We start from the raw sequence: 24,990 nt of genomic DNA, 5'->3' as shown, positions 1-24,990 counted from the left end.
CAATGTATTGTCGTATTTTCGCCACCTATTATAGAAATAACATTAAAATAAAACAATGGCAGTTTTAGGAGAAATTCGTAAAAAAACTTGGCTGATCTTCGTGGTAATCGGAGTTGCAATGTTAGCTTTCGTTGCAGGAGATTTATTCGGAGAGAATTCAAAAATAAAACAATTATTTACTGGAGATCCGTCTGTAGTTGGTACAGTGAACGGAGAACCTATTGGTATTGCAGAATATCAGAGTGCGTACGATCAAACACAAAAGATGTACGAAAATCAAGGTCAAACTGCAACTCCAAATCAAATTGCTCAACAAACTTGGAACAGCTTAGTTAGTCAGAAAGTGTTGAAACAACATGCTGAAAAATTAGGTTTAAAAGTTTCTGATGATGAATTTTGGAGCTATACAGCTCAAAACTTCGGAATGGCATCTGGTGCAGAAGCACAACAACAGATTGCTCAATTAGAAGCGAATGCGGCATCAAGCCCAGAAGCGCAACAACAATATAGAGGTTGGTTGCAAACTGCTGAACAAATAAAATTACAGATTTTATCTCAAAAATATTTTGGTTATGTAATGGCTGGTACAGCGGTTACAGGTAAAGAAGCGGATATTCAACAAGGATACAATATTTCGAATGCAAATATTCAGTATGCATTTGTTGATTATGCAACTTTGGCTAAAAAATTAAATGTAAAAGTAACAGACGAAGAAATTTCTGCTTACGAAGCGAAATATCCAAAATTGTTCAAAGCAGAAGGTTTAGTAAAATTAAGTTACACTTATTTCCCTGCTGGAGCTTCGACTGCTGATGACGCTGTTGCTTTAGCAAACATCAAAAAGTATCTGTCAACTCAAATTGTTCATGACGAAGTAAACAATGTTACAGATACAATTGCAGCATTTGGTTCTGCAAAAAGTGATTCGGTTTATGTGACTCAAAATTCTGAGAAACCATTTATTCCAAATTATTTTACAAAAGCAGAATTGGAACAAGCTCAATTAGGACCAGAAGCTACAAACTTCTTGAAAACTGCTACAGTTGGACAAATTGGTGGACCTTTCAAAATTGGAAATACATACCAATTATACAAACTTTCGAAATCGAAAGAAGTAAAAGATTCTGTAAAATCTAGTCACATCTTAGTTTCTTATACAGGAAGTGCTGCTGGAAACGGAGTAAAACGTACAAAAGACGAAGCAAAAAAATTAGCTGAGCAAATTTTAGCTGAAGTAAAAGCTAATCCAGCTTCTTTTGGTGAAGTAGCTTCAACAAAATCTGATGATAAATCATCTGCTGTACAAAAAGGAAGCATTGGTTGGGTTGGAAAAAACAATCAATTAGATCAAACTTACAATGGATTTATTTTTACAAAACCAGTTGGAACAGTTGATTTGGTAGAATCTCAATTTGGGTTCCATATCATCAAAGTTGATGATGCGAAAAACAAAACAGCTTATCAAGTTGCAAACATTGTAAAAACAATTGAGCCTTCTAAAGCGACAACAGAAAAAGCATTTACAAATGCAAGAACATATGTTCAGAATGTTGAAGGAAAATCATTGAATGATTTCAAAAATACTGCGAAAAAAGGTGGTTATTTAAATAATACAACAGAAGGAATTGAGCGTTATGCTGCAATTGGTCAAGATATTCCAAACGATCAGGACGGAGATATCTTAAAATGGGCTTTTGACAAGAAAACAGATAAAGGAGCAACAAACTTGTTTACATCTTCTACAGGAGATTACATCGTTGTTCATTTAGTTGAAAAATTTGACAAAGGTTTAGCACATCCAAGTGTTGTTCGTCAATATGTAGAGCCAGTTTTGATGCACGAAAAAATTGCTAAATTGGTTGATGAGCAAGTTGCAAACGGTGGATTGAATGCTTTTGCATCTAAATTCGGAGCGAAAAAAGGAAATGCTACGGTTAACTTCTCTAATTCTAATTTAACTGGAATTGGTTTAGAGCCTAAAGTTGTAGGAGCTGCGTTTGGTGTAAAACCAAATCAATCTTCTAAAGCGATTGCAGGAAATGCTGGAGTTTTCTACATTATTCCTTCAAACCAACAAATTCAAAAGAATCAAAAAGGTTCAATGATTTTGGATAATTTAAACCGTCAATTACAAGGACGTTTCCAACAAACATTGTTACAATCATTGATTCAAGCTGCTGATGTGGTTGATAACCGCGATAGAGCTTTACGTTAAGATTTAAAAAATTTCTTATAATAAAAAACTCCCAAACTTATTAAGCTTGGGCGTTTTTGGTTTATGGAAATTGATTATTTATTCTTTTTCAATTTCTGATAAAAAAGATTGAATAGAATCCATTTTATCTTTAGTTGTCATGATTTTGAAGAAAATAATATCACGATCATCATTGTCTTTAGAAATTTCAATTTTATGATAAGAATCGGATTCGGATAATTCAAACCATATATCTTTATCAAAATTAGTTTGAAAAAGATTATATTTTATTAAATCTAAATCCTTTTGAAAATTAAATTCTTGTTTAAGGAGTTTGATAAATTCATTAAAATAAGTTGAATATATCCAAAAATTATTTTCTTCCATATTTTTAATAAATTAACTTACTTATCAAAACCATTCGGATATTCGCCTTTTACAAGCTTTATTTTCGCTTCTACAGCTTTTTGTAAATCTTCTTGGTATTTGATTAATCTTTCTTGCAAAGTTGGATTAGTCGCACCTAAAATACGCGCAGCCAAAATTCCTGCATTCTTCGCAGCATTCACAGCAACCGTCGCAACCGGAATTCCATTTGGCATTTGCAAAATAGACAAAATCGAATCCCAACCATCAATAGAATTTGACGATTTAATTGGAACACCAACCACAGGAAGCGGCGTAATAGACGCAACCATTCCTGGTAAATGTGCGGCGCCACCAGCACCAGCTATAATGACATTTATTCCACGTTCGTGAGCCGTTTTTGCATAATCAAACATACGTTGTGGCGTACGATGCGCAGAAACAATTGTTAATTCGAAAGGTATATTTAATTCTGTTAATAGATCAGCAGCTTGTTTCATGATAGGCAAATCGCTATCACTTCCCATTATAATTCCTACCATAGTTGTTACTTTTTTGCTACGACTTTCACCGTTGCGTTAACTTGTTTTATGTTTTGTTTTAATTGTTTTAAATCATCGTTAACCAATGTAACGTGTCCCATTTTTCGACCTGGTTTTGTGATTGTTTTCGCGTACCAATGTAAAAATGTTCCTGGTATTGTTAATAACTCTTCAATGTTTTCTATTTCAGCTGATCCAGTTTCTCCTTCAGCACCAATTAAGTTAACCATAGCAGAAGTTGTAAACAATTTTGTAGAACCAAGTGGTAATTGCATTAAGGTTCTTAACATTTGGTCAAATTGTGATGAATATGCTGCTTCGATTGTCGAATGTCCCGAATTGTGAACACGAGAAGCTGTTTCGTTAACCCAAATAGATTGGTCTTTGTTAACAAACATTTCTACTGCGAAAACTCCTGAAGATTTCAATGCTTTTACAACATCGCGAGCAATTTGTTCCGCACGTTCAGTGATTTCTTTCGGAAGTGTAGAAGGCATTAATAAATAATCTAATAAATTATATTCTTCGTTGATAACAAATTCTACGGTTGGATAAGTCACGATATTTCCTGAATGATCGGCAACTGTAACCACTGCAATTTCGCGATCTAAATCGGCAGGTGTTTCGAAAATAGAAGGTGCTTGAAGCATTTTGTCTAAATCAGCTTCAGATTTTAAGAATTGTACACCTTTTCCATCATAACCATCTTTTCTTGATTTTTGGAAAATTGGATAATTGATGTCTTGTTTTGATTTCAACTCTTCCCAATTATCTAATCTAAAATAAGGCGCAGTCGGAATATTGTTGTTGACATAAAATTCTTTCTGAACTCCTTTGTCTTGAATAATCGCTAAAGCCTCAGGGTCTGGAACAACTCGCTTTCCAATAGATTTTAGATAACGCAAAGCATCAACATTAACATGCTCAATTTCAATCCCGATTGCATCTAGATCTTTTCCAAAAGCGACAACTGTTTCATAATCTTTGAAATCGCCTTGTATAAAATGATGTGCATGTGGTGCACAAGGTGCATCAGCAGCCGGATCTAAAATACTAATCTCGCAAGGGTATTGTAATGCATTTTGCAAAAACATATATCCCAATTGTCCTCCTCCTAAAATTCCGATTTTTATCATATTGCGAAGTTAATGAATAATATAATTTCTATTTTTACGAGATCAAAAAAAGTATTGACGAGATGTTAACAAAGTGGAGTAAAATTTTATTTTTAGTATTTCTGGGAATTTATTTATCGAGTAGAAGTTTTTACCAATACTTTGTATTTGATATGTTGGTGCAATATTCTGTTTATGCACTAATTATTGCTTTTTTCTTGTGTTTGATTTACAATTATTCGATTCGTAAACAAGAAAAGAAAAATATTTTGTGGTTGATTCCACTCGTTGCTATTCCGATTATTACGTACAAAAATTTAGGAAATTTCTATTTTGGAGAAAATGCGAGAGGTGAGCAATCTAATTTCAAGATTATTTCGATTAATATTTTTTCTCAGAATGATGAATTTCAGCATCTACAAAAATATTTAGGTACAGAAACTGCTGATGTTATCGTTTTGCAAGAACTAACTCCATCTTGGCAAAAAAATGTAGAATTTATAAGAAAAGAGTATCCATATTATAAAGAAGAAGTTAGAAGTAACAATTTCGGAATTGCCATTTATTCTAAAATACCATTTAAAAAAGTGTCTACAAAAAATTACATTGATGAGATGCATCCCTCTATTTTAGCGGAAATTTCTGTAGACGGTAAGTCTGTTAGTATTTTAGCGACACATCCAGTTCCGCCATTACCAAATCAGGCTCGTTTTGAAAGACGAAATAAACAATACGAATTAATGAAGCAGGAAATAGATGCTTTACCGAATGAAAATATCATTTTAGTTGGCGATTTGAATTCAACAGTTTATTCTCCGAACTTCAAATTGGTGCAATCGGATAAAATGAAAGATGCTCGTTCTGGTTTTGGATTGAATAATTCTTGGAATGCTTTTATTCCAATTTTCCGCACAAATATCGACCAATGTTGGGTTTCGAAAAAAATAAAAGTGACCAATTTTTATCGTGGAGATGATATAAAATCAGATCATTTTCCGATTGTTGCAGAACTGAAAATAGATTAAGAATTTGGGTTAATTTTTAAATTTCAAAAAAAAGATTACCTTTGAAGTTCAATCGAAAGGGGTGCTTCTTTACAAGAGGCTGAGATTATACCCAAAGAACCTGGGCAGGTAATGCTGCTAAGGGAACTGGTACTTCACCAAATTACATTCGCGCGTAAATTATAAAAGTGTAAGATGGCTCCTTTCATAATATTTTTTAAAATTAATTATGAAAAGGTCGATTTTTTTATTGTCATTATTTGGTGCATCTATTCTTTATGCACAAGAAAAAGATTCTATTCAAAAAGAAGAAATTCAATTAGGAGAAGTTTCAATTGTCGAAAAACTTCCGATTACAGTTGAAAAGGTAACTGATAAAATGTTACAAAAGAAGAATTTGGGACAAGATGTTCCAAATTTGTTAAATTCTGCTACGTCTGTTTCTATAACTTCTGATACAGGAACAGGAATTGGTTATTCGTCTATCAAAATTCGTGGACTTAATGAACAATCAATCAACGTTACATTAAATGGAATTCCGCTTAATAATCCTGAATCTCAAGGTGTTTTTTGGGTGAATATGCCAGATTTGGCTTCATCTACAAGCTCTATGATAATTCAGAGAGGAGTTGGAACTTCATCAAACGGAATGGCTTCTTTTGGAGCAAGTGTTAATATCGAATCTCAAAATCCGTCTACCGTTCCTTTTGCAGAAGCAAATGTTTCTTTCGGAAATTATAAAACACAAAAATATACAGTTCAGGCTGGTACGGGAAAAATACTAAATAATAAATTGAGTATTGATGGACGTTTTTCTAAGATAAATTCGGATGGATATGTAGACAGATCTTGGTCAGATTTAATCTCTTATGATTTTACAGCTCTATATGAATTGAATGAAAAAACAAAGTTTAGATTTCAGAATATGTTTGGAAAAGAACAAACGTATCAGGCATGGAGTGGTGTAGATGCTGAAACTTTAAAAAATGATAGAACATATAATTTTGAAGGAGAAATTTTAGACGAAAATGGAAAGGTTGAAGGTTTTTATAAAAATCACACTGATAATTACCGTCAAAATCATTATTTTCTTTCGTGGTTACAAGATTTTGGGAATAATTGGAAATCAAATTTAACAGTTCATTACACAAAAGGTAAAGGTTATTACGAGAGCTATAAAAATAATCGCAGTTTGAAACGTTATAAATTGGATTATTTAACTTCAGAAAAAAGAAATTTAATTAATCGTGAATATCTTGATAATGATTTTTATGGTTTTAATCTTGAAGTTGAAAATCAAAAATTAAACGATTTTAAAGTATTTTTCGGATTATCTGCAAACGAATATGATGGCGATCATTATGGAAATGTCTTATGGGTAAAAGGCACAGGTTTTAAGGATAAAGATTTCAAATATTACAACAATCGTTCTGTGAAAAAGCAATTGGCTGCTTATGCGAAAGTATTGTATCAATTGAATAAATTTGAATTGTTTGGTGATTTGCAATATCGTTATGTTGATTATGATGCGAAATATTTACCAAATGGAAAAAATGATGAGGAAGATTTCAGACCATTTTCGGATACATTCAATTTTGTGAATCCAAAAGCTGGAATAAATTTTAAAATCAATTCTTCAAATGTATTGTATGCTTCGTACGGAATTTCTCAACGTGAACCTTTGCGTATTGATTATGCAGGTTTGAATGATAAAGATAAAAAACCAAAAGCCGAATTTTTACAAGATTACGAATTGGGTTACAGAAAAAGTGGTCGTCTTGCTTTGAGTGCGAATTTGTATTATATGGATTACCGTGATCAATTGGTGCCAACTGGAGAATTGAATGATGTAGGAAGTCGAAAAAGAATTAATTCAGGAAAAAGTTTTAGACGAGGAGTCGAATTTGATGCAAACTATAAGATTATTCCAAATCGTTTGAATGTTTTTGGAAATATTACGTTTAGCGAAAACAAACATAATAATTACAAAGAGGAAGTTTGGGATGTTGATGGAAGTTCTTCTGTAAAAGAATACGGAAAGACAAAAATTGCGCTTTCACCAGATGTGATTTCTGCTTTCGGTTTTGAAGCTGTTCCTTTCAAAAATGTATTGATTAATTTGACGAATAAATATGTTGGTGAACAATATTTATCAAATACAGAACCAGCAGATGGAAAATTAGATAGTTATTTAGTTTCGGATCTTTTGATTCGATATTCGCCAAAAGTAAAAGGAATTAAAAACCTTGAATTTTCGTTCTTGATTAATAATTTATTTGATGTAGAATACGAATCAAACGGTTATTATTATGGAGGAGGATATTATTTTCCACAAGCCGGAATTAATGTTTTGGGTGGAGTTGGAATTCGTTTATAAAAAGCTAAAAGCTCGAGAAATTCTCGAGCTTTTTTTATTGTTCAATATAATCAAGAGGAATATGCCAAATTTCGGTTTTATTTTTTTCTCGAAAGAAATCCAAATGTCCAATTTCATCCAACCCATATTCTTTTGGAACGATATTCAAACGTTTTTTCTTCGCATTTTTCAAAACTAATTTCCCAAATAAATCTACAGATTTTGGTGTTGCCATAAAATCATCATCCAAACTAATGATTAAAACAGGTTTTGTAATTTCATCATACAAATTTTGCGTTTCATCAGCGTAACCTAGAATTGAAGTTTCATTCAGAATTAGTTTTCGCCAATCTTTTGCGATCCCGATTGGAATTGGTTCGCCCATTCCAACTTTTTGAGAAGGAAAAAAACCGTAAAAAGCAGATAAAACAGGAATCGCAATGCGAAAAAAGAAATTCACTTTAGTTTTATCTTTTTGATGAAAATTTTTGATATAGCCATATTGAGAACCAATCGTTACAATTTTATCATAAACTTTGTAAGCGCGTGTCAAACCAATCATAATTCCACCGATACTATGACCAATTAAGAATTTTTCGTGATTGGGATAAAATTCTTCGATATATTGTGTTAAACTTAAAAAATCTTTGTCGGCCCAATCTGTAAAATGCGCTTTAAAATCTTTTAATTTTTTGGGTTTAGAATCGCCGATTCCGCGATAATCATACGTAAAAACCAAATATCCCTTATTAGCTAAATACGTTGCATATTTGGCATAAAAAGTTTGTTTAACACCAATTGCAGACGAAATGACAATGATTTTTTTGGTTGCATTGTTTTCGCCAAAAGAGGTTATGGCAATTGGATATTTGTCGGAAGTTTCTAGTATGAATTTTTTCATTCTTTTTATTTGATAAGGTAAAAAATATACCTTTACAAGGTAAATCAATCTTATGAAAAAAATTATTTTAATTCTATTAATCTTATTCTCTTCAAAAATGTTTTCTCAACAATTAAAACCTGATAATGTGATTGGTTTTTGGAAGTTACAAGAATCAGGCTTTTATGAAAATGGCAAAAAAGTGTCTAAAGAATTTGATGATTGTCGGTTAATGAGAAATTATACAATTTGGGATAATGGATATGCTATTTATAACTATGTAGAAGGAAGTAATGGCAATTGTTTTCCTAGTGAGCCTCGATTAACATTGTGGCGAATTGTTGATAATAGAATTCAATTTTACATTGATGATTATATTTTTGAGGATAGAATTGTGAAAATTAATCAAGATAAAACGATAACTTTTGAAACATATATTGATAAAAAAATTGTAGATTCTGATAAGGAATTCGAGAAAATAGCAAATACAATCAGTTATGATATTTTACGTAAACAATAAATAAAGAAAATAAGTTTTCAGGTTTATTTTTTATATTCACTTTACGTCATTCAAAATCTTTATTTTTACCACATAATTATTGAACCGAATGAAAAATATATTCAGCCTATTTTTAGCATCAATTTTATTGCTTTCAGCTTTTTCGTGCAAAGAAGACGATTCGTTGGCAATATCGCAAGATCAATTGTTGCGATCTGGAAAATGGCAATTGAAAGAAATTAGAAAAACGAAAGGGAATATAACGGAAACAGACAAGTTGTTGGCTTGTGAACGACAATCTACATTAGATTTTTCGGATGTTACGAATTATAATTCTAACATGTATAAAACCGAAAAAGGAAATTGTGTACAAGAACAAACGATAGGAACGTATGTGTATAATACGTCTAAAACAAAACGTTTGTTGACAATGGAAACAAAAGATACAACGTACAATTATTATGTGAAGCAGTTAGATCCAAAATATTTGATTTTGCAAGATACGTTGAGTAAAATAGATACGATAAAGCTTCGTTTGCAAGTTTTTGAAATTGTAAAATAATAAAGAAAAATACCTTCCATCTTGGAAGGTATTTTTTATTCGAACATTTTTCGTGTAATAAAATCTTTGTCTAAACTCCAAGCGCGTGCAGGAGAATATTCACGTCCATAATAAATGATTTGAATATGTAATTTGTTCCACAACTCTTTTGGAAAGATTTTCTTCGCATCTTTTTCTGTTTCCTCAACATTTTTACCTTTTGTCAATTTCCATAATTTCATCAAACGATGAATATGTGTGTCGACAGGAAAAGCAGGATGACCAAACCATTGAGACATCACTACCGAAGCGGTTTTGTGTCCAACGCCAGGTAATTCTTCTAATTCTTCAAAACCTTCTGGAACTTCGCCATCGTATTTCTCGATTAAAATTTCGGACAACCGTTTGATATTTTTGGCTTTTGTGTTTGATAAACCAATTTCGCGGATATAATATTTTATTTCATCTACTTCTAATAACGACATTGCTTTTGCGTTAGCAGCTTTCGCAAATAATTCGGGTGTTACTTGATTCACTTTTTTATCTGTTGTTTGGGCAGATAATAAAACGGCGATCAATAATGTAAAAGCATCTTGATGGTCTAATGGAATTGGTGGAACTGGATATAATTTTTCCAATTCATCAATCACAAATTGGATACGCTCTTTCTTTAACATCATAAGTTCTGAAACTTTTTGTGTAAAAATAATGAAACATCTTTAATTATGTTTTAAATAATCAGCCACAAGCGTTCTTACAAAAAAATAAAAGTAAATATTTAGCGACTTATTTTGGCGTTATATAACATTACATTTGTAGTATAAATAAAAGATTAATTAGTTAAATCAGTTACGATTCAAGATTTAATCATTATTTTTACGAGAAGTTCTAAAGACAAATCAAGATGTTAAAAATAGGAGATAAAGTTCCAGATTTTAAAGGAATTGATCAAGATGGAAACGAAGTTTCATACCAAGATTTTGCAGGAAAAAAATTAGTCGTTTTCTTTTATCCAAAAGCAAGTACGCCAGGTTGTACAGCCGAAGTATGTGATTTACGCGATAACGAAAATGCGTTGAAGACACAAGGTTATCATTTGGTTGGAGTAAGTGCAGATTCTGTGAAAAGACAAAAGAATTTTGCTGAGAAAAACAATTTACGTTTTCCTTTGCTTGCAGATGAAAATCATGAAATTCTGAATGCTTTCGGTGTTTGGGGACCAAAGAAATTTATGGGACGCGAATTTGATGGAATTCATCGTGCAACTTTCATTATTGATGAAAAAGGAATGATTACGGATGTAATTGAAAAAGTGAAAACAAAAGAACACGCAAAACAAATTTTAGAAAAATAAAAAATAATATAATGAGCGATTTAGACAATAAAAAGAAAGCGTTACAGCTAATCTTAGATAAGATGGACAAAGCTTACGGGAAAGGGACTGTAATGCGTATGGGAGATTCGGCTGTTGATGATAAAATAGAAGTAATTCCTTCTGGATCTTTGGGATTAGATTTAGCGTTAGGAGTAGGAGGTTATCCTCGTGGACGTGTTATTGAAATCTATGGACCAGAATCTTCTGGTAAAACAACATTGACATTACACGCTATTGCTGAAGCTCAAAAAGCTGGTGGTATCGCTGCTTTTATTGATGCTGAGCATGCATTTGACCGTTATTATGCAGCGAAATTGGGTGTTGATGTAGAAAACTTAATTATTTCTCAACCAGATAATGGTGAGCAAGCATTAGAAATTGCAGATAACTTAATTCGTTCGGGAGCGATAGATATTATCGTAATTGACTCTGTTGCGGCACTTACTCCAAAAGCGGAGATTGAAGGTGAAATGGGAGATTCTCGTATGGGATTACAAGCGCGTTTGATGTCTCAAGCTTTACGTAAATTGACAGGAACAATTAATAAAACGAAATGTACAGCGATTTTCATTAATCAATTACGTGAAAAGATTGGGGTAATGTTCGGAAATCCAGAAACAACAACTGGTGGTAACGCCTTAAAATTCTATGCATCTGTACGTTTGGATATCCGTCGTTCTACTCAAATCAAAAATGGAGATGAGGTAATCGGAAATCACTCGAAAGTAAAAGTGGTTAAAAATAAAGTTGCTCCTCCATTCCGTCAAGCAGAATTTGATATTATGTACGGTGAAGGAATTTCTAAAGTTGGAGAAATTTTGGATATGGGTGTTGAGAAAGGAATTGTAAACAAATCTGGTTCTTGGTATTCATACAACGATAGCAAATTAGGACAAGGTCGCGATGCTGTAAAAGAAGTATTGAAAGATAATCCTGAATTGGCAGAAGAAATTGAAGCTAAAATTGTCGCATTAATCAAAGGTGAGCCAGTAGATGGAAAACCATCAGTTGATAATCCAGCTGACGAAGCAGAATTATTTGCTGAAGATTAATTCGAAAGAATTTTTATATAATGATAAAAACCTCTCAATTTTGAGAGGTTTTTTTGTTATTTTGTATAATTAATAAAAAAGGCGTCCTCATCTCCAAATGAAATTCTTAAACTATTTTTTGTTAATATTTCGATATTTTCTATTTCAGTATCATTAGTGTTATTTTCTGTTAAGGTAATTCGTTTGTTTTTTAAACTCCATTTTCCTTCAGACGGGCTATGATAACAAGGGTCATTTCCTCCTCCTTCATAAAAATCATTATAATAAGTAAAATTTTTATTAAAAGTTATACTTGTTTTAGAATCACATTCATTGTATTCTTCAATTATTTCTTTTCCATTCAAATAATATCCAGAGTTTTTAATCTGCCATTTACCAATTAATAATTCTTCATGCGATTCTACATTAGAATCATCATCGTTATTACAAGATGCGAAAAATGTAGTCGCTGAAAGTGTAGCAAATAATAATAGTTTTTTCATAAGTTATTTTTTTGATTGGTAATAAAGCTATGAAAAATGATATTAATTAAACGTTTTTAAGTATTTATAATAAAAAACCATTTCTGTAGAAGTGGTTTGTCATGTTGAATTTATTTCAACATCGCATATTGTTTATGATGAGAATGAAACGAATTCAGAATATTCATATTTATTAGTTAAATAGTAAAGCTTTTAAGTAGGGAGGTATTAATAAAAAAAAAGACAATCAGATTGATTGTCTTTTTTGCTCCTCCTCTTGGGCTCGAACCAAGGACCCTCTGATTAACAGTCAGATGCTCTAACCAACTGAGCTAAGGAGGAAAATCCGATATTTTAAAATTTTATTTTTAAGTCTTTGTTTGACATTTCACTAAAAAAGCTCCTCCTCTTGGGCTCGAACCAAGGACCCTCTGATTAACAGTCAGATGCTCTAACCAACTGAGCTAAGGAGGAATGTTGCTTAATTGTGGGTGCAAATATAGAAGTATTTTTTACACCCACAAAAAATATTTTAAATTTTATTTAAAAATCATATTCACAATATCGTTTCCGAAGATGAATACCATTAATCCTAAGATAATTACAACGCCAACCATTTGTGCTTTTTCTAAAACTTTTTCACTTGGTTTTTTACCTGTGATCATTTCATAGATGGCAAAAACAGCATGTCCACCGTCCAAACCTGGAATTGGTAATAAGTTAATAAATGCTAACCAAGCAGAAATCATTGCCGTAAATGACCAGAAAAATAACCAGTTCCATTCTTTTGGCATTTGTTTTACCATTCCAATTGGTCCAGCAACTTGCTTACGACCGTCTTTTACTTGGAACAATGTCCCAATTCCACGAACTTGCGTTGCAATCGCTTCAAATGGCTCTACAATTCCTTTTGCGATTCCTTCACCAATTGTATAATCTTCCTTAGAAATTAATGAATCTAAATATGCTGTTGATCTTAGGAATCCAATGCTTCCATCTTTATCTACATTTACCATCAACTCTACAGGCTCGCCTTTTCTTTCAACACTTAAAGAAACTGTTTTTCCTTTGTATTCTTTTAATTTATTTGTTAAATCTGAAAATAGAGGTGTTGTGAAACCATCAATAGCAATTACTTTATCATCTTTTAATAAACCTGCTTTTTGTGCTGCACTATTCTCAACAACAGAATCCACAACGGTTGGCATTTGAGGAATAAAGAAAGCGCCTTTAGCGTTTAAAATTTCAGTTCTGAAATCTTCTGTAATTGGTAAAGAAACTTCTTTTCCTTGACGTTTTACATCTAAAGTTTCACCACCCAACAAGGCTTCTTTTCCTATTTCATTTAATGCTTGATATTTAACACCATTTACACCAACTGGAATATCACCTTTTTGCAAGCCGAATTTAGTTTGCGTTGCATTCGCTTCGATTCCATATTGCATTTTGTTTACATCAACAAAGCTTTTTCCTTGAGAAATGAATAAAATAGTATAAATAATCATCGCTAAAATGATATTTACAATAATACCTCCTAACATGATGATTAATCGTTGCCAAGCTGGTTTTACACGGAATTCCCACGGTTTTGGCTCTTGTTTCATTTGTTCCAAATCCATGCTTTCGTCAATCATTCCCGAAAGTTTTACGTATCCTCCAAGAGGCAACCAACCGATACCGTAAACAGTATCACCAATTTTCTTTTTCCAAATGGCAAATTTCACATCGAAAAAACAAAAGAAACGTTCAACACGAACGCCAAACCATCGCGCTGTTACATAATGTCCTAGTTCGTGCAACATTACTAAAAGCATCAAACTAAGCATTAAGGTAGCTATCTGTATTAACATATTGTTTTAAATTTATTTATGTTCTAATTTTATTAAACGATTACAAAATTAATCGAATTTATTTATCAAAGCGGTTTATTTTTTCCATTCTAAGGTTTCTAACAATTTTTTTACATCTTTTTTGATATAATCAACTGCTGGAGCTAAAGAATCGGGTTTTGGTTGAGTTTTGAAATAAACCGAACCTGCTAAAAAATTCTTTACACTATCCGTCGCATGAAACTGAATATTAATCGCTGATTCTCCTCCTAATTCATACATAGTACCAAAAACCTTTTTTTCTGGAAAAGAAAATTCTTGTGGCGAGATAAAACTGGCTTTAACCGTCTGTTCTTGCACAAAACTCTCACTTTCTTTTATTTGAACGATTAAATCTTGTGGAGACTGAACCGGAAAATATGTCAGGTAAATTGTCGCTTTCATTCTTGGATAAACAATATTGAAAGAGTTTGGTTTTTTACCCATAATGACCTTCCCAAAGTTTGAGTATTGAAAAGTATAGGGTACATTTTCTTTGAAAGACAGATAAGTTTGTTGCGGATATTCGAGGCGAACTTGTCCTAAAGGTTTGGCAACTTCCTCGCTTTTATTGCACGACACAAAAAAAATAGCACTACTACATAATGCTATTATAGTTTTAAAATTCATTGTATAACGTAAAACGTTAAGTTTTTTAAAATTCATTTAATTTTTTAATTTCTAAAAAGGCAAATCGTCTTCTCCTTCATCTATAAAAGGTGGCTCGACAACTGTTGTGTTTTGTTGACTTTGCTGAACTTTGTTCTGATCATTTTGCATGGCTTGACGTTGTTCATTGTCAATTTTTGGTGTCAAAAACTCGATTGAATTTGCTACGATCTCTGTTGTATAACGCGTTTGTCCATTATCGTCCCATTTGCGCGTTTTGATGCGTCCTTCAACAAAAACTTTATCTCCTTTTTTCAGATAACGATCACATAATTCTGCCAATTTATTGCGTGTCACAATATTGTGCCATTCTGTTTCTGTAATTCGTTCTCCTGTTCTCGAGATGTAAGACTCTGTCGTTGCAATAGGAAATCGTCCAATACAATTTTGTTCATCAAAGTGATGCAATTTTATATCATCACCCAAATTTCCGATCAAAAGTACTTTATTCGTTGTTCCATTCATAGTTGTAATAGATTTTTAGTGGCTTGTTACTTACAAAGTTAATCCAAATAATGTTTATTTATAAATTTTTCTATTGGTTTTGGAAGCGGATAATGTTCTAGATCATTTAAAGCAATCATTTCAAAATCATTTTCGGCTTGCAAATTTGTTATATCTATTAAAGATACATTTAATTTCCAATATTTTATAAATAAATTTTGATGCGACAAAATGTGTTTCTCTTCTTCTATAAAAGTTAAATTATTTTCAAGATTTTGATCTAAAATCCAACCTTTATCCAACAAGTCAGTTTCAGTTTCTATTTTTGGAAAAGTGAATAAATTTTTCCAAACATCATTTCCAATTCGTTTAGACAAGGCAATTTTATCTTCATTTTCGATGAGAATAAAATGTAAAAAACGATTCGAAACTTTTGTCTTTTTCAATTTTATAGGCAATTCGTTGACTTTATTTAATCGAAGCGCTTCACAAGACTCATTAAGTGGACAAATTTCACATTTTGGCTGTTTTGGTGTACAAATTGTTGCACCCAAATCCATTACCGCCTGATTAAAATCGCCTGGACGTTTTTTATCAATGATTTCTAAGCCCAAATCCCAGAAAATCTTCTTTGTTTTTGGCGAACTTATATCATCTGTAATATTAAAATATCGCGCAAAAACTCGAAACATATTTCCGTCTACAGCAGGTACATTTTCATCATATACAATAGATGCAATTGCAGCTGCAGTGTAATCTCCTACGCCTTTTAGCTTTTTTAAATCTTTGAAATTATTCGGAAATTGTCCATTTAATTCATCAGCAATCGTCTTTGCTGTGAAGTGTAAATTTCTGGCACGGGAATAATAACCCAGTCCTTGCCAGAGTTTTAGGACTTTTTGTTCGTCGGCATTTGCCAAATCGAAAATAGTCTCAAATTCTTGTATGAAATTATTGTAAAATTTCATACCTTGGTCAACCCTTGTTTGTTGGAGAATAATTTCCGACAACCAAATGTGAAATGGGTCTTTTGTATGACGCCAAGGTAAATCTCGTTTATTTTTGTCAAAATATGACAAAATCAGATAGTTGAAGTTCATAAAAACTGAAAAAATCTTTTTTTGTTGGGATACTATCGTTATATTTGCACCCGCTTTCAAATTTAAGAATAATAAGAGGAATTATGACAAAGGCAGAAATAGTAAATAACATTTCAGGTAAATTAGGACTTGAAAAGAGCGATACTCAAAGAGTGGTAGAATCGTTTATGGAGGAGGTGATTAAATCATTAGTAGAAGGAGAAAATGTATACTTAAGAGGATTTGGTTCTTTTACTATTAAAACTAGAGCTGAAAAAACAGGTAGAAACATTACAAAAGGTACTTCTATCATTATCCCAGCACACAACGTTCCTACATTTAAACCAGCTAAGACTTTCATCGAAGATGTAAAGACTAGCGAAGCAAACGTAATCAAATAACAATAAAATAATTGTATCATGCCAAGCGGAAAAAAACGTAAAAGACATAAGGTAGCGACGCACAAACGCAAAAAACGTCGTCGTCTTAACAGACACAAAAAGAAAAAATAATTAGTAGCTAAGCTATTAATAATTTAGTCTTTTTACAAGATAGCACTTTTCAATGGAAATTTTGGAAAGTGCTTTTATCATTTTTAAAAACATAATTTTTTGATGAGTAAAGAATTAGTGATTTCAGCCTTAGCTGATCAAGTACGCATCGCAGTTTTAGATGAAGGTCGCTTGATGGAATTTCATCAAGATACTGCAAATGATGGCTTTGCAGTTGGCGACATTTACTTGGGTAAAATCAAAAAATTAGCTCCTAGTTTAAATGCAACCTTTGTTGACATTGGTTATTCGAAAGATGCATTTTTACATTATCATGACTTAGGTCCACAAATACGTTCGTCAAATGCGTACAACAAAATTGTAGCAAATGGCACGTACAAAACCGAAAAATTGAAGAACTTCCGTATGGAAGAACCGATTGACAAAGATGGACAAATTACAGAAATCTTTGCTCCAGGTGATTCCGTTTTGGTTCAAATTACAAAAGAACCAATTCATACGAAAGGACCAAGAATTACTTCTGAAATTTCAATTGCTGGTCGATATTTAGTTTTAGTTCCATTTTCGGAACGTGTTTCGATTTCGCAAAAAATCAAACAAAAACCAGAACGCGATCGTTTAATCAAAATTTTAGAAGGTTTAACACCAGAAGGCTTCGGAGTTATTATCAGAACAGTTGCCGAAGAGAAGAATGCAGAAGAATTACAAGCAGATTTGGCTTATTTGTTAAACAAATGGTCTCAAATCTTCAAAAATCTTCAAAAAAAGAAAGCGCCAGCTAAAATTCTTAGCGAAATGGACAGAGCTTCTTCTATTTTGAGAGATAATTTTAATGATGATTTTATTAAAATTTCTGTTGATGATGATGAATTAGCTGACGAAATGCGCGAATATTTGGAAGTTATTGCACCAGATAAAATTAATTTGGTAAAAGAATACGACGATCCATTTGTTCCAATTTTTGAGAAGTTTAATGTCGAAAGACAAATTAAACAAGCTTTTGGTAAAACGGTAACTATTCCACAATCTAAAGGTGCATATCTTGTGATTGAACATACAGAAGCGTTACACGTAATTGATGTGAATTCGGGAAATATTTCTCGTAATTCTAAAAATCAGGAAGATTCAGCTTTTGCCGTAAACAAAATTGCTGCTTCTGAAATTGCACGTCAGTTGCGATTACGTGATATGGGAGGAATTGTTGTGGTCGATTTTATTGACATGACGGATGTAGAACATAAAAAAGAATTGTTCGAGCATCTGAGAGCTGAAATGGCGAAAGATAAAGCAAAACATAAGATTTTGCCACCAAGTAAATTTGGATTGATTCAGATTACAAGACAACGTGTTCGCCCAGAGGTGAATTTTGTTACAACTGAAGAAAATCCTAACCAAGAATCGAATGAAGTTGAAGCACCTATCGTTACAATTGATAAAATTGAACAAGTGCTCTTGAATATCCTTGATAGAAAAGATAAGGATTTACGAAAAATGTCGTTGCACGTGCATCCTTTCGTAGCTGCTTATTTAAAACATGGATTGCCAAGCATTCAGATGAAATGGTTTTTTAAGCATAAAAAGTGGATTAAGATTGTACCAAGAGATGCGTACAAATACTTACAATTTAATTTCTTGGACAAAGATCATAATACACTTTACAACGAATCAAATTAAGAAAAACCTCGCAATTGCGAGGTTTTTTGTTTTATATTCGTTACACAACAAAATACTATGAAAAAAATATTCCGAATTCTTCTCAAAACTTTAGAAGCTTTAGTTTTACTAATTGTGGTGTATTTACTTGCAGTAGTTTTGCTGCCATTAATTCCAGTAAACAAACAAAAAGAGAAGTCTAATGATCAAATCACAGCGTATATTTTGACAAATGGCGTACATACGGATATTGTGGTTCCAGTAAAATCTGAAGCGATTGATTGGTCGACTTTTGTACCTTTCTTGGATACAAAATCGAAAAAAGAATACAAATATATTGCCTTTGGTTGGGGTGATAAAGGTTTCTATTTGGATACACCGGAATGGAAAGATCTTAAATTCTCTACAGCTTTCAACGCTGCGTTTTGGTTAGGAGATTCGGCGATTCATACTACTTTTTATGATAATATGACGATAGATGACAATTGTAAAAAAGTTGATTTGAGTGTAGAAGAGTATCAAAAATTAATTGTTTACATCAAGCAATCATTTGATTTGGATCTAAATAACAAAGTCGAATTAATAAAAACAGATGCTGTTTATGGAGATAGTGATTCGTTTTACGAAGCAAAAGGAAGTTATAGTTTATTTTTTACGTGTAATACGTGGGCTGCAAGCGCGTTAAAAGCAGCAAATAAAGAAGCCCCCTTGTGGACGGCAACACAACAAGGAATTTTTCGTCATTATGAATAATTTTTTTAAATTATTTCTGATTCATTTTCAAAGAGTTGTCTATTAATGCGACTTGTAGAACGAAAAAAAATACTTTTAAGATTTGGAAGTAATAAAATTTGCTCTATATTTGCAACACAATATCGATAACGATACTCCTCCTTAGCTCAGTTGGTTAGAGCATCTGACTGTTAATCAGAGGGTCCTTGGTTCGAGCCCAAGAGGAGGAGCAAAAAAGACAATCAATTTGATTGTCTTTTTTTATTTCACAAATATTTAACATTTCCTCACACAACCATTCACCTAACTTTTGCATCTTACTAATAGAAAAACAAATAAAATCAGATTAGTATGAAATTTAGAAAAGTATTTAGCGTTTTAGCATTATTAATGGTTATGGTAACATTCGCACAAAAAAATATGAAAATAGATTATTCAATGTATCCAAAAGCAAAAGATGGATATGAACAGAAAATTATCACTTTAAAACCACAAGCCAATGAAGAAAACTATTTAGTTGAAATATTTGCTGGGAAAAAAACAAAGGTTGATTCTTGTAATCAATTTTTCTTAAGTGGAAATTTTGATCAAAAAACTGTTGATGGTTGGGGTTATGATTATTTTAATTTCGAAACTGATGGAAATATAGCAGGAACTTTAATGGGATGTTTTGACAATAAATCTGTCGAAAAAATTGTACATGCTCAATCTTTGCAGACGCGTTACAATAGCAAATTACCAATCGTAGTTTACGTACCAAAAAGTTATACATTAGAAAATAGAATTTGGAAAGCAGATGAAAAACTTAATTTAGTTAAGTAATATTTATAGTTGTTAATTGAAAAAGCTCGAGAGATTCTCGAGCTTTTAAATTTTAATGAAATACCAATTGCGTAATCGTGTAAATAACTAAACCAACAAGTCCTCCAACCAACGTTCCGTTAATCCGAATAAATTGCAAGTCTTTCCCAACTTCCAATTCTAGCTTTTCGCTCAACTCTTTTCCTTCCCATTTATCAACGGTATTACTAATCAAACTTTCTACTTCTTTGACATTTCGTAAAATCATACGGTAAATAAAATGACGCACCCAACCATTAATCTTATCAATCATTTCTTGGTTATCGTTCAAATTCTCGGTCAATTTTATTATATTTTTTTTAATGTAAACTTGCATTGCAGAATTATCATCATCAAAACTTTCAGTCAAATTTTGTTTAATCGCCAACCACAAATCCAAAGCATAATCATTCAATCGTTCTTTTGTGATAAAATCATCTCGAAGCGATTCTAACCTAAATTTCCAATCGGGAGATTCTTTTATATTCTGAATATTTTCTCGGATAATTCGTTCGATATTATGACGAATTGGATGTTCTTTATCTTCTTCAACCTCATCCAAAAAACTCACCACGCCTTCTACTACTCCTTTCGATATTTTTTTACCAGCAAAAAATGAAATCACAGGATGTTTTTCGTTTAATTTATCTTTAATAATCAAATCACTTTCTAAGATATATTCTTTCGCTTTTGGAATAATTGCTTCTAAAATTTCGTTGTGTTTTTCCTTTTCTAAAATATACTCTAAACTTGATGATACTAATTCAGGTAAATCAAACTGTTTTAAAATTTCATCACCTTTCAAGGTTATAAAATCAACGACATCTTTATCATTTAAATCTTTGACAATTTTCTTGGAGAAATTAATCAATTCTTCTTGCAACATTTCTTGATTAGCAGGTTTATTCAACCAATCTGCTGCATATTTTACAACTTCTAATTTCTCGATATATGGACGAATTGTAGATGGCGTCAAAAAATTCTCAGTTACAAACTGTCCTAAATTATCTCCGATTGCATTTTTACTATTTTCGATCAGATTTGTATGCGGAATTTTAAGTCCAAGCGGATATTTGAACAAAGCTGTAACCGCAAACCAATCGGCAAGCGCACCAACCATCGCTGCTTCGGCAAATGCTTCCACATATCCGATCCATTTCACAGGTGAATGTTGACTTAGATAAACCATCAAAAAGTAAATAAAAGCCATCAAAATGAATAATCCTGTCGCAATAGCTTTATGTTTTTTGAGGTTTTGTATTTTCTGAAGTTCCGTCATAAAAGTGTTTTGAAAATTTGTTGCAAAAATTTAGCCAATCAAAAAAGCGGAGAATTCTCCGCTCAAATTTTTGTGTTTTTGATTTATTTACTTTCCTGAAAAACCAATAATGCAACATTTGCACTCGATAATAATCGTTGGCTATGATTGATTGTAAATAATCTTTCGAAAGACGATAATTCACGGTGAACAACACCTAAAACATCGATGTTGTTTTTTGTACAATAATTGATTAAACCATCTTCTACATCTTTACTCGGTTCAATTGTAATCATCGCTTCAGGATATTCTTCTTCCCATTCTTTTTTCACGCTTAACATTTGTGGAGTAATCGATTTATCATCAACATGTACAATGTTCAACAATTTATCGTAACGTTTTGTCACTTCTTCCATTTGCGATAAAGCTTTTGCTTCTTTTTGATTGAACAATGTAGCGTAAGCAAAATTTCTTTCTTCTTTAAATTTTACATTATTTGGAACAACCAACACAGGTGCAGGCGAATTGTTAATGACATTTACCGTGTTAGAACCAAAAAACTTTTTGCCTAAACTATTTTGTCCATTCGTTCCCATCACCACGTATTGTATATCTTCTTTGTTGATAATATCCAAAATCATCAACAACAAATCGCCAACAACCAAAGAACTCTCTATTTTAACGTGTTCAAGATTATTTTCTTTTGCAATATTCTTAAGTTTATTGATATAATTTTCGAAATTTTCTTCTGTAACTTCAAGATAATTTTTAAGATTTGATTGTACCGAGACTAACTTAATATTAGTTTTGAGAACTTTTGCAAGGTTTAACGCATACAAAAAAGCATTGTTCGCTGTTTCCGAAAAATCGGTTGGAAATAATATTTTAGCCATAATAATTAAATTCTAGAATAGATTGTTCTATAAATTTACAACTAAAATTTAGGTAAAGCCACAAAAAAAGTCTTGATTTCTCAAGACTTATCTATTTTTTAACCGTTTTTAATAACCAAAACGACGCAAATCATTCTCTTTGCTTCTCCAGTCTTTTCGCACTTTCACGAAAAGTTTCAAGAATACTTTTTTATCAAAGAATTTCTCTAACTCTTCTCTTGCTTCTTTTCCTACTTTCGATAAAGACTCTCCTTTATGTCCAATAATAATTCCTTTCTGAGAGTCACGCTCAACAAAAATTTCAGCTTCGATAGAAATTAAATTCAAATCTTCTTTGAAACGTTCTGTAACTACCTCAACAGAATATGGAATCTCTTTTTGATAGTTTAATAAAATCTTTTCGCGAATTACTTCATTTACAATAAAACGCTCCGAACGGTCTGTTAATTGATCTTCTGGATAATATTGCGGACCTTCTGGAATAATTGCTTTGATCTTATTAATCAACAAATCTACATTCACGTTTTCTTTTGCCGAAATAGGTAAAATCTCTGCTTTTGGTAATAATTCGTGCCAATATTCTACTGCTTCATTTAATCGATCTGGCGTAGCTGTATCAATTTTATTCAATAATAAAATAATTGGTGTAGATGTTTTTTGCAGACGTTCGAAAACTTGTTCATTTTTCAATCGTTTTTCTCCAATTTCTACAACATAAAGAATCACATCAGCATCCACCAACGATTCATTTACTGCATCCATCATTTTTGTTTGCAGTTCATAAGCAGGATCCAAAACACCAGGCGTATCCGAAAATACAATCTGATAATCTTCTCCCGTTAAAATACCTTTGATACGATGACGTGTAGTTTGCGCTTTGTGTGTTGCGATAACCAAACGCTCTTTCATCAACATATTCATCAAAGTAGATTTTCCAACATTTGGATTTCCTATGATATTTACAAAACCGGATTTAAATTTCTTTTCGTCTGACATTCTACAAATTTAGTGATTTTTATAATATTATTTCAGATTAATATGTTGAAGAAAAGATTAATATTCTAATGAAATTTTAATTTCATAAAATTGATTTTGGTCTGTATTTTGAATAATTCTAATTAAGTTCAAAAAAATATGACGAAAGTTATGGTTTATTGAAAAATATGATTAATTTCATACATGTGTTATGGAAGATTAAATTAACCAAAATTTAAAAAAATGATGAAAGCAGAACTTATCGAAAAAGAAGAAGTAAGAAACTATAAATTTTTAGACGCGCCAAAAGACGAAGTAACGGTAGAGGCAAACAAATTGAATGGCGCAGTAAGATTAGGAAACGAATTCAAATCGAAAGCATATATTACATTTCAAACAGATCAAGGTCCTAAAAAAATTGAGACAACTGTTTGGTCTGTTACGGATAAATTTCTACAAATTAAGAATGGAGTTTTGATTCCGTTAAAATCTTTAATTGATATTCAATACTAAAAATTGTTTATTGCTTAAATTAAAAAAGGGATACGACGATGTCGTATCCCTTTTTTAATTAATTATTTTTATTGGATTCTTTCAGCAATCTAATTAACTCTGCACGTATAGCAGCTTTATCATTACTTTTCGGAAAATCTCCGATAAAAAATGTTTGTTGCGGAACTTCATAAGGTTCTAATTCACTTTTTGGAATATCAACATGTTCTGCAAATCGACTTTCTATTACCAAAGAAATTACATCTTCTGTAGATCCTTTTTTCGGAAAAGCAATCACAATAAAGTTATAATCGATATATGGTTTTAATTTTTCTTCAATCAATTCTAAATTCACCACATCTTTCCTATTCAACTTACATTCATTTCCAGAAATCCATCTAAACTTTTTCTGATCATCCGAAACAACAGCCTGTCTATATAAATTTAGTGATTCTTTTTCGTAAGGCGAATTCAAGACTAAATTACCTTTTTCATCTTCCGAAAGTTCTATTTTATCTAAAACTGTATAATCTGTTTCATCTATTTTTTTTACTGCAATTGGAAATCCATTCGCGGTAAAAACTTGATAAAAACTGGTTTTCGTTTGATCATTCAATTTACTTTTCAAATCATTTGACAAATCATCACTTTCGATTGCAATTTTTTCGATTCTAGCCAAATCTTCAAAAGAATTTTCAATCTGTTTCTTTGTCAAATAAGCATAATTTAATGCGTATCCTATTTCGTCTTGACTTTCGTCTGTTAATGGAATCTTCACTTTATCCGAATCTTCATGACAATACAAATCAAAACCTCCTTCTATGGCTTGAACCAATGAAATTTCTCCTTCATTTTCTAAAACCGATGAACTTAAAAGTGTAGAATCTCCTTTTTTCAATCCTAAAAAATTATTTAACGAATGAAACGTTTCATTTACAAATCGAGGATCAAAATTCGATACATAAACATTATCTTCTCTCGAATAATGAAAATTAACTTTTTCTTCTTTTGAATCGATCTTTTTCATCAAATCAAAAATATCATTTTGCCATTGAAAGGTATTTTTATCCTGAAATTCACTTAAAATCTCTGGAATGTTTTTATTGTTAAAATCTAACTTCATAATAATTACTTTTGTGTGTTTTTAATTTACTGATAATCAAATTAAATCAATAATTTTACCAAAAAAC

26 protein-coding genes and 3 tRNA genes are annotated in these 24,990 nt (G+C 31.8%); 13 read left to right on the top strand and 16 right to left on the bottom strand.

Going from position 1 to position 24,990, the window contains the following annotated elements; all coding sequences use genetic code 11:
* Nucleotides 1-55: 55 nt before the first annotated feature.
* Nucleotides 56-2,215, top strand: coding sequence for a SurA N-terminal domain-containing protein (locus ACTS9J_RS00350; RefSeq protein WP_219034264.1), 2,160 nt, complete (start codon nt 56-58; stop codon nt 2,213-2,215).
* Between the two features lie 78 nt (nt 2,216-2,293).
* Here ACTS9J_RS00350 and ACTS9J_RS00345 read toward each other — a convergent pair whose 3' ends face one another.
* Genes ACTS9J_RS00345 through ACTS9J_RS00335 form a run of 3 tightly spaced genes read right to left on the bottom strand, consistent with a single transcriptional unit; the run spans nt 2,294 to nt 4,238 of the window.
* Entirely contained in the window at nt 2,294-2,581 is a 288-nt protein-coding gene (locus ACTS9J_RS00345) for a hypothetical protein (protein WP_221855716.1), read from the bottom strand.
* 17 nt (nt 2,582-2,598) lie between these two features.
* Nucleotides 2,599-3,102, bottom strand: coding sequence for a 5-(carboxyamino)imidazole ribonucleotide mutase (gene purE, locus ACTS9J_RS00340; protein ID WP_221855714.1), 504 nt, complete (start codon nt 3,100-3,102; stop codon nt 2,599-2,601).
* Nucleotides 3,103-3,107: 5 nt separating this feature from the next.
* Complete coding sequence (locus tag ACTS9J_RS00335; RefSeq protein ID WP_291046300.1) at nt 3,108-4,238, bottom strand: 5-(carboxyamino)imidazole ribonucleotide synthase; 1,131 nt, start codon at nt 4,236-4,238, stop codon at nt 3,108-3,110.
* A 62-nt stretch (nt 4,239-4,300) separates the two neighbouring features.
* Here ACTS9J_RS00335 and ACTS9J_RS00330 point away from each other — a divergent pair, with 62 nt between their 5' ends.
* Both ACTS9J_RS00330 and ACTS9J_RS00325 read left to right on the top strand, forming a co-directional pair.
* Complete coding sequence (locus ACTS9J_RS00330) at nt 4,301-5,242, top strand: endonuclease/exonuclease/phosphatase family protein (protein WP_291046302.1); 942 nt, start codon at nt 4,301-4,303, stop codon at nt 5,240-5,242.
* Between the two features lie 208 nt (nt 5,243-5,450).
* A complete protein-coding gene (locus ACTS9J_RS00325) occupies nt 5,451-7,598 on the top strand; it encodes a TonB-dependent receptor (RefSeq protein WP_291046304.1) in 2,148 nt (715 codons plus the stop codon).
* Between the two features lie 34 nt (nt 7,599-7,632).
* Here ACTS9J_RS00325 and ACTS9J_RS00320 read toward each other — a convergent pair whose 3' ends face one another.
* Nucleotides 7,633-8,478: an alpha/beta hydrolase family protein gene (locus ACTS9J_RS00320; RefSeq protein WP_291046307.1), complete on the bottom strand. Its 846-nt coding sequence runs from the start codon at nt 8,476-8,478 to the stop codon at nt 7,633-7,635.
* A 52-nt stretch (nt 8,479-8,530) separates the two neighbouring features.
* On the opposite strand from ACTS9J_RS00320, the gene ACTS9J_RS00315 reads away from it, so the two are divergent.
* Both ACTS9J_RS00315 and ACTS9J_RS00310 read left to right on the top strand, forming a co-directional pair.
* The gene (locus ACTS9J_RS00315; protein ID WP_291046310.1) at nt 8,531-8,977 is read left to right on the top strand and encodes a lipocalin-like domain-containing protein; all 447 of its coding nucleotides are present in this window, start codon (nt 8,531-8,533) and stop codon (nt 8,975-8,977) included.
* Between the two features lie 88 nt (nt 8,978-9,065).
* Nucleotides 9,066-9,518, top strand: coding sequence for a lipocalin family protein (locus ACTS9J_RS00310; protein ID WP_291046313.1), 453 nt, complete (start codon nt 9,066-9,068; stop codon nt 9,516-9,518).
* Nucleotides 9,519-9,553: 35 nt separating this feature from the next.
* On the opposite strand, the gene nth is transcribed toward ACTS9J_RS00310, so the two are convergent.
* Nucleotides 9,554-10,174 carry an endonuclease III gene (gene nth / locus ACTS9J_RS00305; protein WP_038333161.1) on the bottom strand — a complete coding sequence of 207 codons (621 nt, stop codon included), beginning with the start codon at nt 10,172-10,174 and terminating at the stop codon, nt 9,554-9,556.
* A gap of 221 nt (nt 10,175-10,395) precedes the next feature.
* Between nth and bcp the strand changes: the two genes are divergently transcribed.
* Entirely contained in the window at nt 10,396-10,851 is a 456-nt protein-coding gene (gene bcp / locus ACTS9J_RS00300; RefSeq protein ID WP_291052633.1) for a thioredoxin-dependent thiol peroxidase, read from the top strand.
* 11 nt (nt 10,852-10,862) lie between these two features.
* On the top strand, nt 10,863-11,924 hold the full coding sequence (recA, locus tag ACTS9J_RS00295) for a recombinase RecA (RefSeq protein WP_038333157.1): 1,062 nt from the start codon (nt 10,863-10,865) through the stop codon (nt 11,922-11,924).
* Nucleotides 11,925-11,980: 56 nt separating this feature from the next.
* Here the strand turns inward: recA and ACTS9J_RS00290 are convergent, their stop codons facing one another.
* The 7 genes from ACTS9J_RS00290 to mutY form a co-directional block, all read right to left on the bottom strand.
* Nucleotides 11,981-12,406 carry a lipocalin-like domain-containing protein gene (locus ACTS9J_RS00290; RefSeq protein WP_286496160.1) on the bottom strand — a complete coding sequence of 142 codons (426 nt, stop codon included), beginning with the start codon at nt 12,404-12,406 and terminating at the stop codon, nt 11,981-11,983.
* 247 nt (nt 12,407-12,653) lie between these two features.
* Nucleotides 12,654-12,727 (bottom strand) — tRNA-Asn (locus tag ACTS9J_RS00285).
* 58 nt (nt 12,728-12,785) lie between these two features.
* Nucleotides 12,786-12,859, bottom strand: a tRNA-Asn gene (locus ACTS9J_RS00280).
* Between the two features lie 65 nt (nt 12,860-12,924).
* Nucleotides 12,925-14,235, bottom strand: a complete 1,311-nt coding sequence (gene rseP, locus ACTS9J_RS00275; protein WP_221854425.1) for an RIP metalloprotease RseP — start codon at nt 14,233-14,235, stop codon at nt 12,925-12,927.
* Between the two features lie 75 nt (nt 14,236-14,310).
* On the bottom strand, nt 14,311-14,919 hold the full coding sequence (gene gldD / locus ACTS9J_RS00270; protein WP_260392386.1) for a gliding motility lipoprotein GldD: 609 nt from the start codon (nt 14,917-14,919) through the stop codon (nt 14,311-14,313).
* Nucleotides 14,920-14,934: 15 nt separating this feature from the next.
* Nucleotides 14,935-15,387 (bottom strand): single-stranded DNA-binding protein, encoded by a 453-nt coding sequence (locus tag ACTS9J_RS00265; RefSeq protein ID WP_280037958.1) that lies wholly within the window; start codon nt 15,385-15,387, stop codon nt 14,935-14,937.
* A 38-nt stretch (nt 15,388-15,425) separates the two neighbouring features.
* Nucleotides 15,426-16,445 (bottom strand): A/G-specific adenine glycosylase, encoded by a 1,020-nt coding sequence (gene mutY / locus ACTS9J_RS00260; protein WP_280037957.1) that lies wholly within the window; start codon nt 16,443-16,445, stop codon nt 15,426-15,428.
* A gap of 104 nt (nt 16,446-16,549) precedes the next feature.
* Between mutY and ACTS9J_RS00255 the strand changes: the two genes are divergently transcribed.
* From ACTS9J_RS00255 to ACTS9J_RS00235, 5 genes are all read left to right on the top strand, one after another.
* Nucleotides 16,550-16,846 (top strand): HU family DNA-binding protein, encoded by a 297-nt coding sequence (locus tag ACTS9J_RS00255; protein ID WP_019975652.1) that lies wholly within the window; start codon nt 16,550-16,552, stop codon nt 16,844-16,846.
* 213 nt (nt 16,847-17,059) lie between these two features.
* A complete protein-coding gene (locus tag ACTS9J_RS00250) occupies nt 17,060-18,631 on the top strand; it encodes an Rne/Rng family ribonuclease (RefSeq protein WP_448352684.1) in 1,572 nt (523 codons plus the stop codon).
* A gap of 57 nt (nt 18,632-18,688) precedes the next feature.
* A complete protein-coding gene (locus ACTS9J_RS00245; RefSeq protein WP_221854428.1) occupies nt 18,689-19,363 on the top strand; it encodes a TIGR02117 family protein in 675 nt (224 codons plus the stop codon).
* Between the two features lie 135 nt (nt 19,364-19,498).
* Nucleotides 19,499-19,572 (top strand) — tRNA-Asn (locus ACTS9J_RS00240).
* 121 nt (nt 19,573-19,693) lie between these two features.
* Nucleotides 19,694-20,164, top strand: coding sequence for an ecotin family protein (locus ACTS9J_RS00235; RefSeq protein ID WP_219034251.1), 471 nt, complete (start codon nt 19,694-19,696; stop codon nt 20,162-20,164).
* 52 nt (nt 20,165-20,216) lie between these two features.
* Here the strand turns inward: ACTS9J_RS00235 and ACTS9J_RS00230 are convergent, their stop codons facing one another.
* From ACTS9J_RS00230 to era, 3 genes are all read right to left on the bottom strand, one after another.
* The gene (locus ACTS9J_RS00230) at nt 20,217-21,461 is read right to left on the bottom strand and encodes a DUF445 domain-containing protein (protein WP_416410399.1); all 1,245 of its coding nucleotides are present in this window, start codon (nt 21,459-21,461) and stop codon (nt 20,217-20,219) included.
* 83 nt (nt 21,462-21,544) lie between these two features.
* Entirely contained in the window at nt 21,545-22,333 is a 789-nt protein-coding gene (locus ACTS9J_RS00225; RefSeq protein ID WP_125350660.1) for a universal stress protein, read from the bottom strand.
* A gap of 108 nt (nt 22,334-22,441) precedes the next feature.
* Nucleotides 22,442-23,329, bottom strand: a complete 888-nt coding sequence (gene era, locus ACTS9J_RS00220) for a GTPase Era (RefSeq protein WP_038334822.1) — start codon at nt 23,327-23,329, stop codon at nt 22,442-22,444.
* Between the two features lie 222 nt (nt 23,330-23,551).
* Here era and ACTS9J_RS00215 point away from each other — a divergent pair, with 222 nt between their 5' ends.
* Complete coding sequence (locus ACTS9J_RS00215; protein WP_038334819.1) at nt 23,552-23,821, top strand: hypothetical protein; 270 nt, start codon at nt 23,552-23,554, stop codon at nt 23,819-23,821.
* A 58-nt stretch (nt 23,822-23,879) separates the two neighbouring features.
* On the opposite strand, the gene ACTS9J_RS00210 is transcribed toward ACTS9J_RS00215, so the two are convergent.
* Nucleotides 23,880-24,923, bottom strand: coding sequence for a hypothetical protein (locus ACTS9J_RS00210; protein WP_219034248.1), 1,044 nt, complete (start codon nt 24,921-24,923; stop codon nt 23,880-23,882).
* Nucleotides 24,924-24,990: the final 67 nt, after the last annotated feature.

It is taken from the genome of Empedobacter sp. ULE_I140 (assembly GCF_053482575.1).
Note: the sequence above shows the minus strand (reverse complement) of the source record. Positions and strands in the feature narration are given on the sequence as shown.

Excerpts from the sequence above, each read along its gene's own strand:
- ACTS9J_RS00350 (WP_219034264.1), top strand. The coding sequence starts at position 56 with ATGGCAGTTTTAGGAGAAATTCGTAAAAAAACTTGGCTGATCTTCGTG.
- ACTS9J_RS00345 (WP_221855716.1), bottom strand. The coding sequence starts at position 2,581 with ATGGAAGAAAATAATTTTTGGATATATTCAACTTATTTTAATGAATTT.
- purE (WP_221855714.1), bottom strand. The coding sequence starts at position 3,102 with ATGGTAGGAATTATAATGGGAAGTGATAGCGATTTGCCTATCATGAAA.
- ACTS9J_RS00335 (WP_291046300.1), bottom strand. The coding sequence starts at position 4,238 with ATGATAAAAATCGGAATTTTAGGAGGAGGACAATTGGGATATATGTTT.
- ACTS9J_RS00330 (WP_291046302.1), top strand. The coding sequence starts at position 4,301 with ATGTTAACAAAGTGGAGTAAAATTTTATTTTTAGTATTTCTGGGAATT.
- ACTS9J_RS00325 (WP_291046304.1), top strand. The coding sequence starts at position 5,451 with ATGAAAAGGTCGATTTTTTTATTGTCATTATTTGGTGCATCTATTCTT.
- ACTS9J_RS00320 (WP_291046307.1), bottom strand. The coding sequence starts at position 8,478 with ATGAAAAAATTCATACTAGAAACTTCCGACAAATATCCAATTGCCATA.
- ACTS9J_RS00315 (WP_291046310.1), top strand. The coding sequence starts at position 8,531 with ATGAAAAAAATTATTTTAATTCTATTAATCTTATTCTCTTCAAAAATG.
- ACTS9J_RS00310 (WP_291046313.1), top strand. The coding sequence starts at position 9,066 with ATGAAAAATATATTCAGCCTATTTTTAGCATCAATTTTATTGCTTTCA.
- nth (WP_038333161.1), bottom strand. The coding sequence starts at position 10,174 with ATGTTAAAGAAAGAGCGTATCCAATTTGTGATTGATGAATTGGAAAAA.
- recA (WP_038333157.1), top strand. The coding sequence starts at position 10,863 with ATGAGCGATTTAGACAATAAAAAGAAAGCGTTACAGCTAATCTTAGAT.
- ACTS9J_RS00290 (WP_286496160.1), bottom strand. The coding sequence starts at position 12,406 with ATGAAAAAACTATTATTATTTGCTACACTTTCAGCGACTACATTTTTC.
- rseP (WP_221854425.1), bottom strand. The coding sequence starts at position 14,235 with ATGTTAATACAGATAGCTACCTTAATGCTTAGTTTGATGCTTTTAGTA.
- gldD (WP_260392386.1), bottom strand. The coding sequence starts at position 14,919 with ATGAATTTTAAAAAACTTAACGTTTTACGTTATACAATGAATTTTAAA.
- ACTS9J_RS00265 (WP_280037958.1), bottom strand. The coding sequence starts at position 15,387 with ATGAATGGAACAACGAATAAAGTACTTTTGATCGGAAATTTGGGTGAT.
- ACTS9J_RS00255 (WP_019975652.1), top strand. The coding sequence starts at position 16,550 with ATGACAAAGGCAGAAATAGTAAATAACATTTCAGGTAAATTAGGACTT.
- ACTS9J_RS00250 (WP_448352684.1), top strand. The coding sequence starts at position 17,060 with ATGAGTAAAGAATTAGTGATTTCAGCCTTAGCTGATCAAGTACGCATC.
- ACTS9J_RS00245 (WP_221854428.1), top strand. The coding sequence starts at position 18,689 with ATGAAAAAAATATTCCGAATTCTTCTCAAAACTTTAGAAGCTTTAGTT.
- ACTS9J_RS00235 (WP_219034251.1), top strand. The coding sequence starts at position 19,694 with ATGAAATTTAGAAAAGTATTTAGCGTTTTAGCATTATTAATGGTTATG.
- ACTS9J_RS00230 (WP_416410399.1), bottom strand. The coding sequence starts at position 21,461 with ATGACGGAACTTCAGAAAATACAAAACCTCAAAAAACATAAAGCTATT.
- ACTS9J_RS00225 (WP_125350660.1), bottom strand. The coding sequence starts at position 22,333 with ATGGCTAAAATATTATTTCCAACCGATTTTTCGGAAACAGCGAACAAT.
- era (WP_038334822.1), bottom strand. The coding sequence starts at position 23,329 with ATGTCAGACGAAAAGAAATTTAAATCCGGTTTTGTAAATATCATAGGA.
- ACTS9J_RS00215 (WP_038334819.1), top strand. The coding sequence starts at position 23,552 with ATGATGAAAGCAGAACTTATCGAAAAAGAAGAAGTAAGAAACTATAAA.
- ACTS9J_RS00210 (WP_219034248.1), bottom strand. The coding sequence starts at position 24,923 with ATGAAGTTAGATTTTAACAATAAAAACATTCCAGAGATTTTAAGTGAA.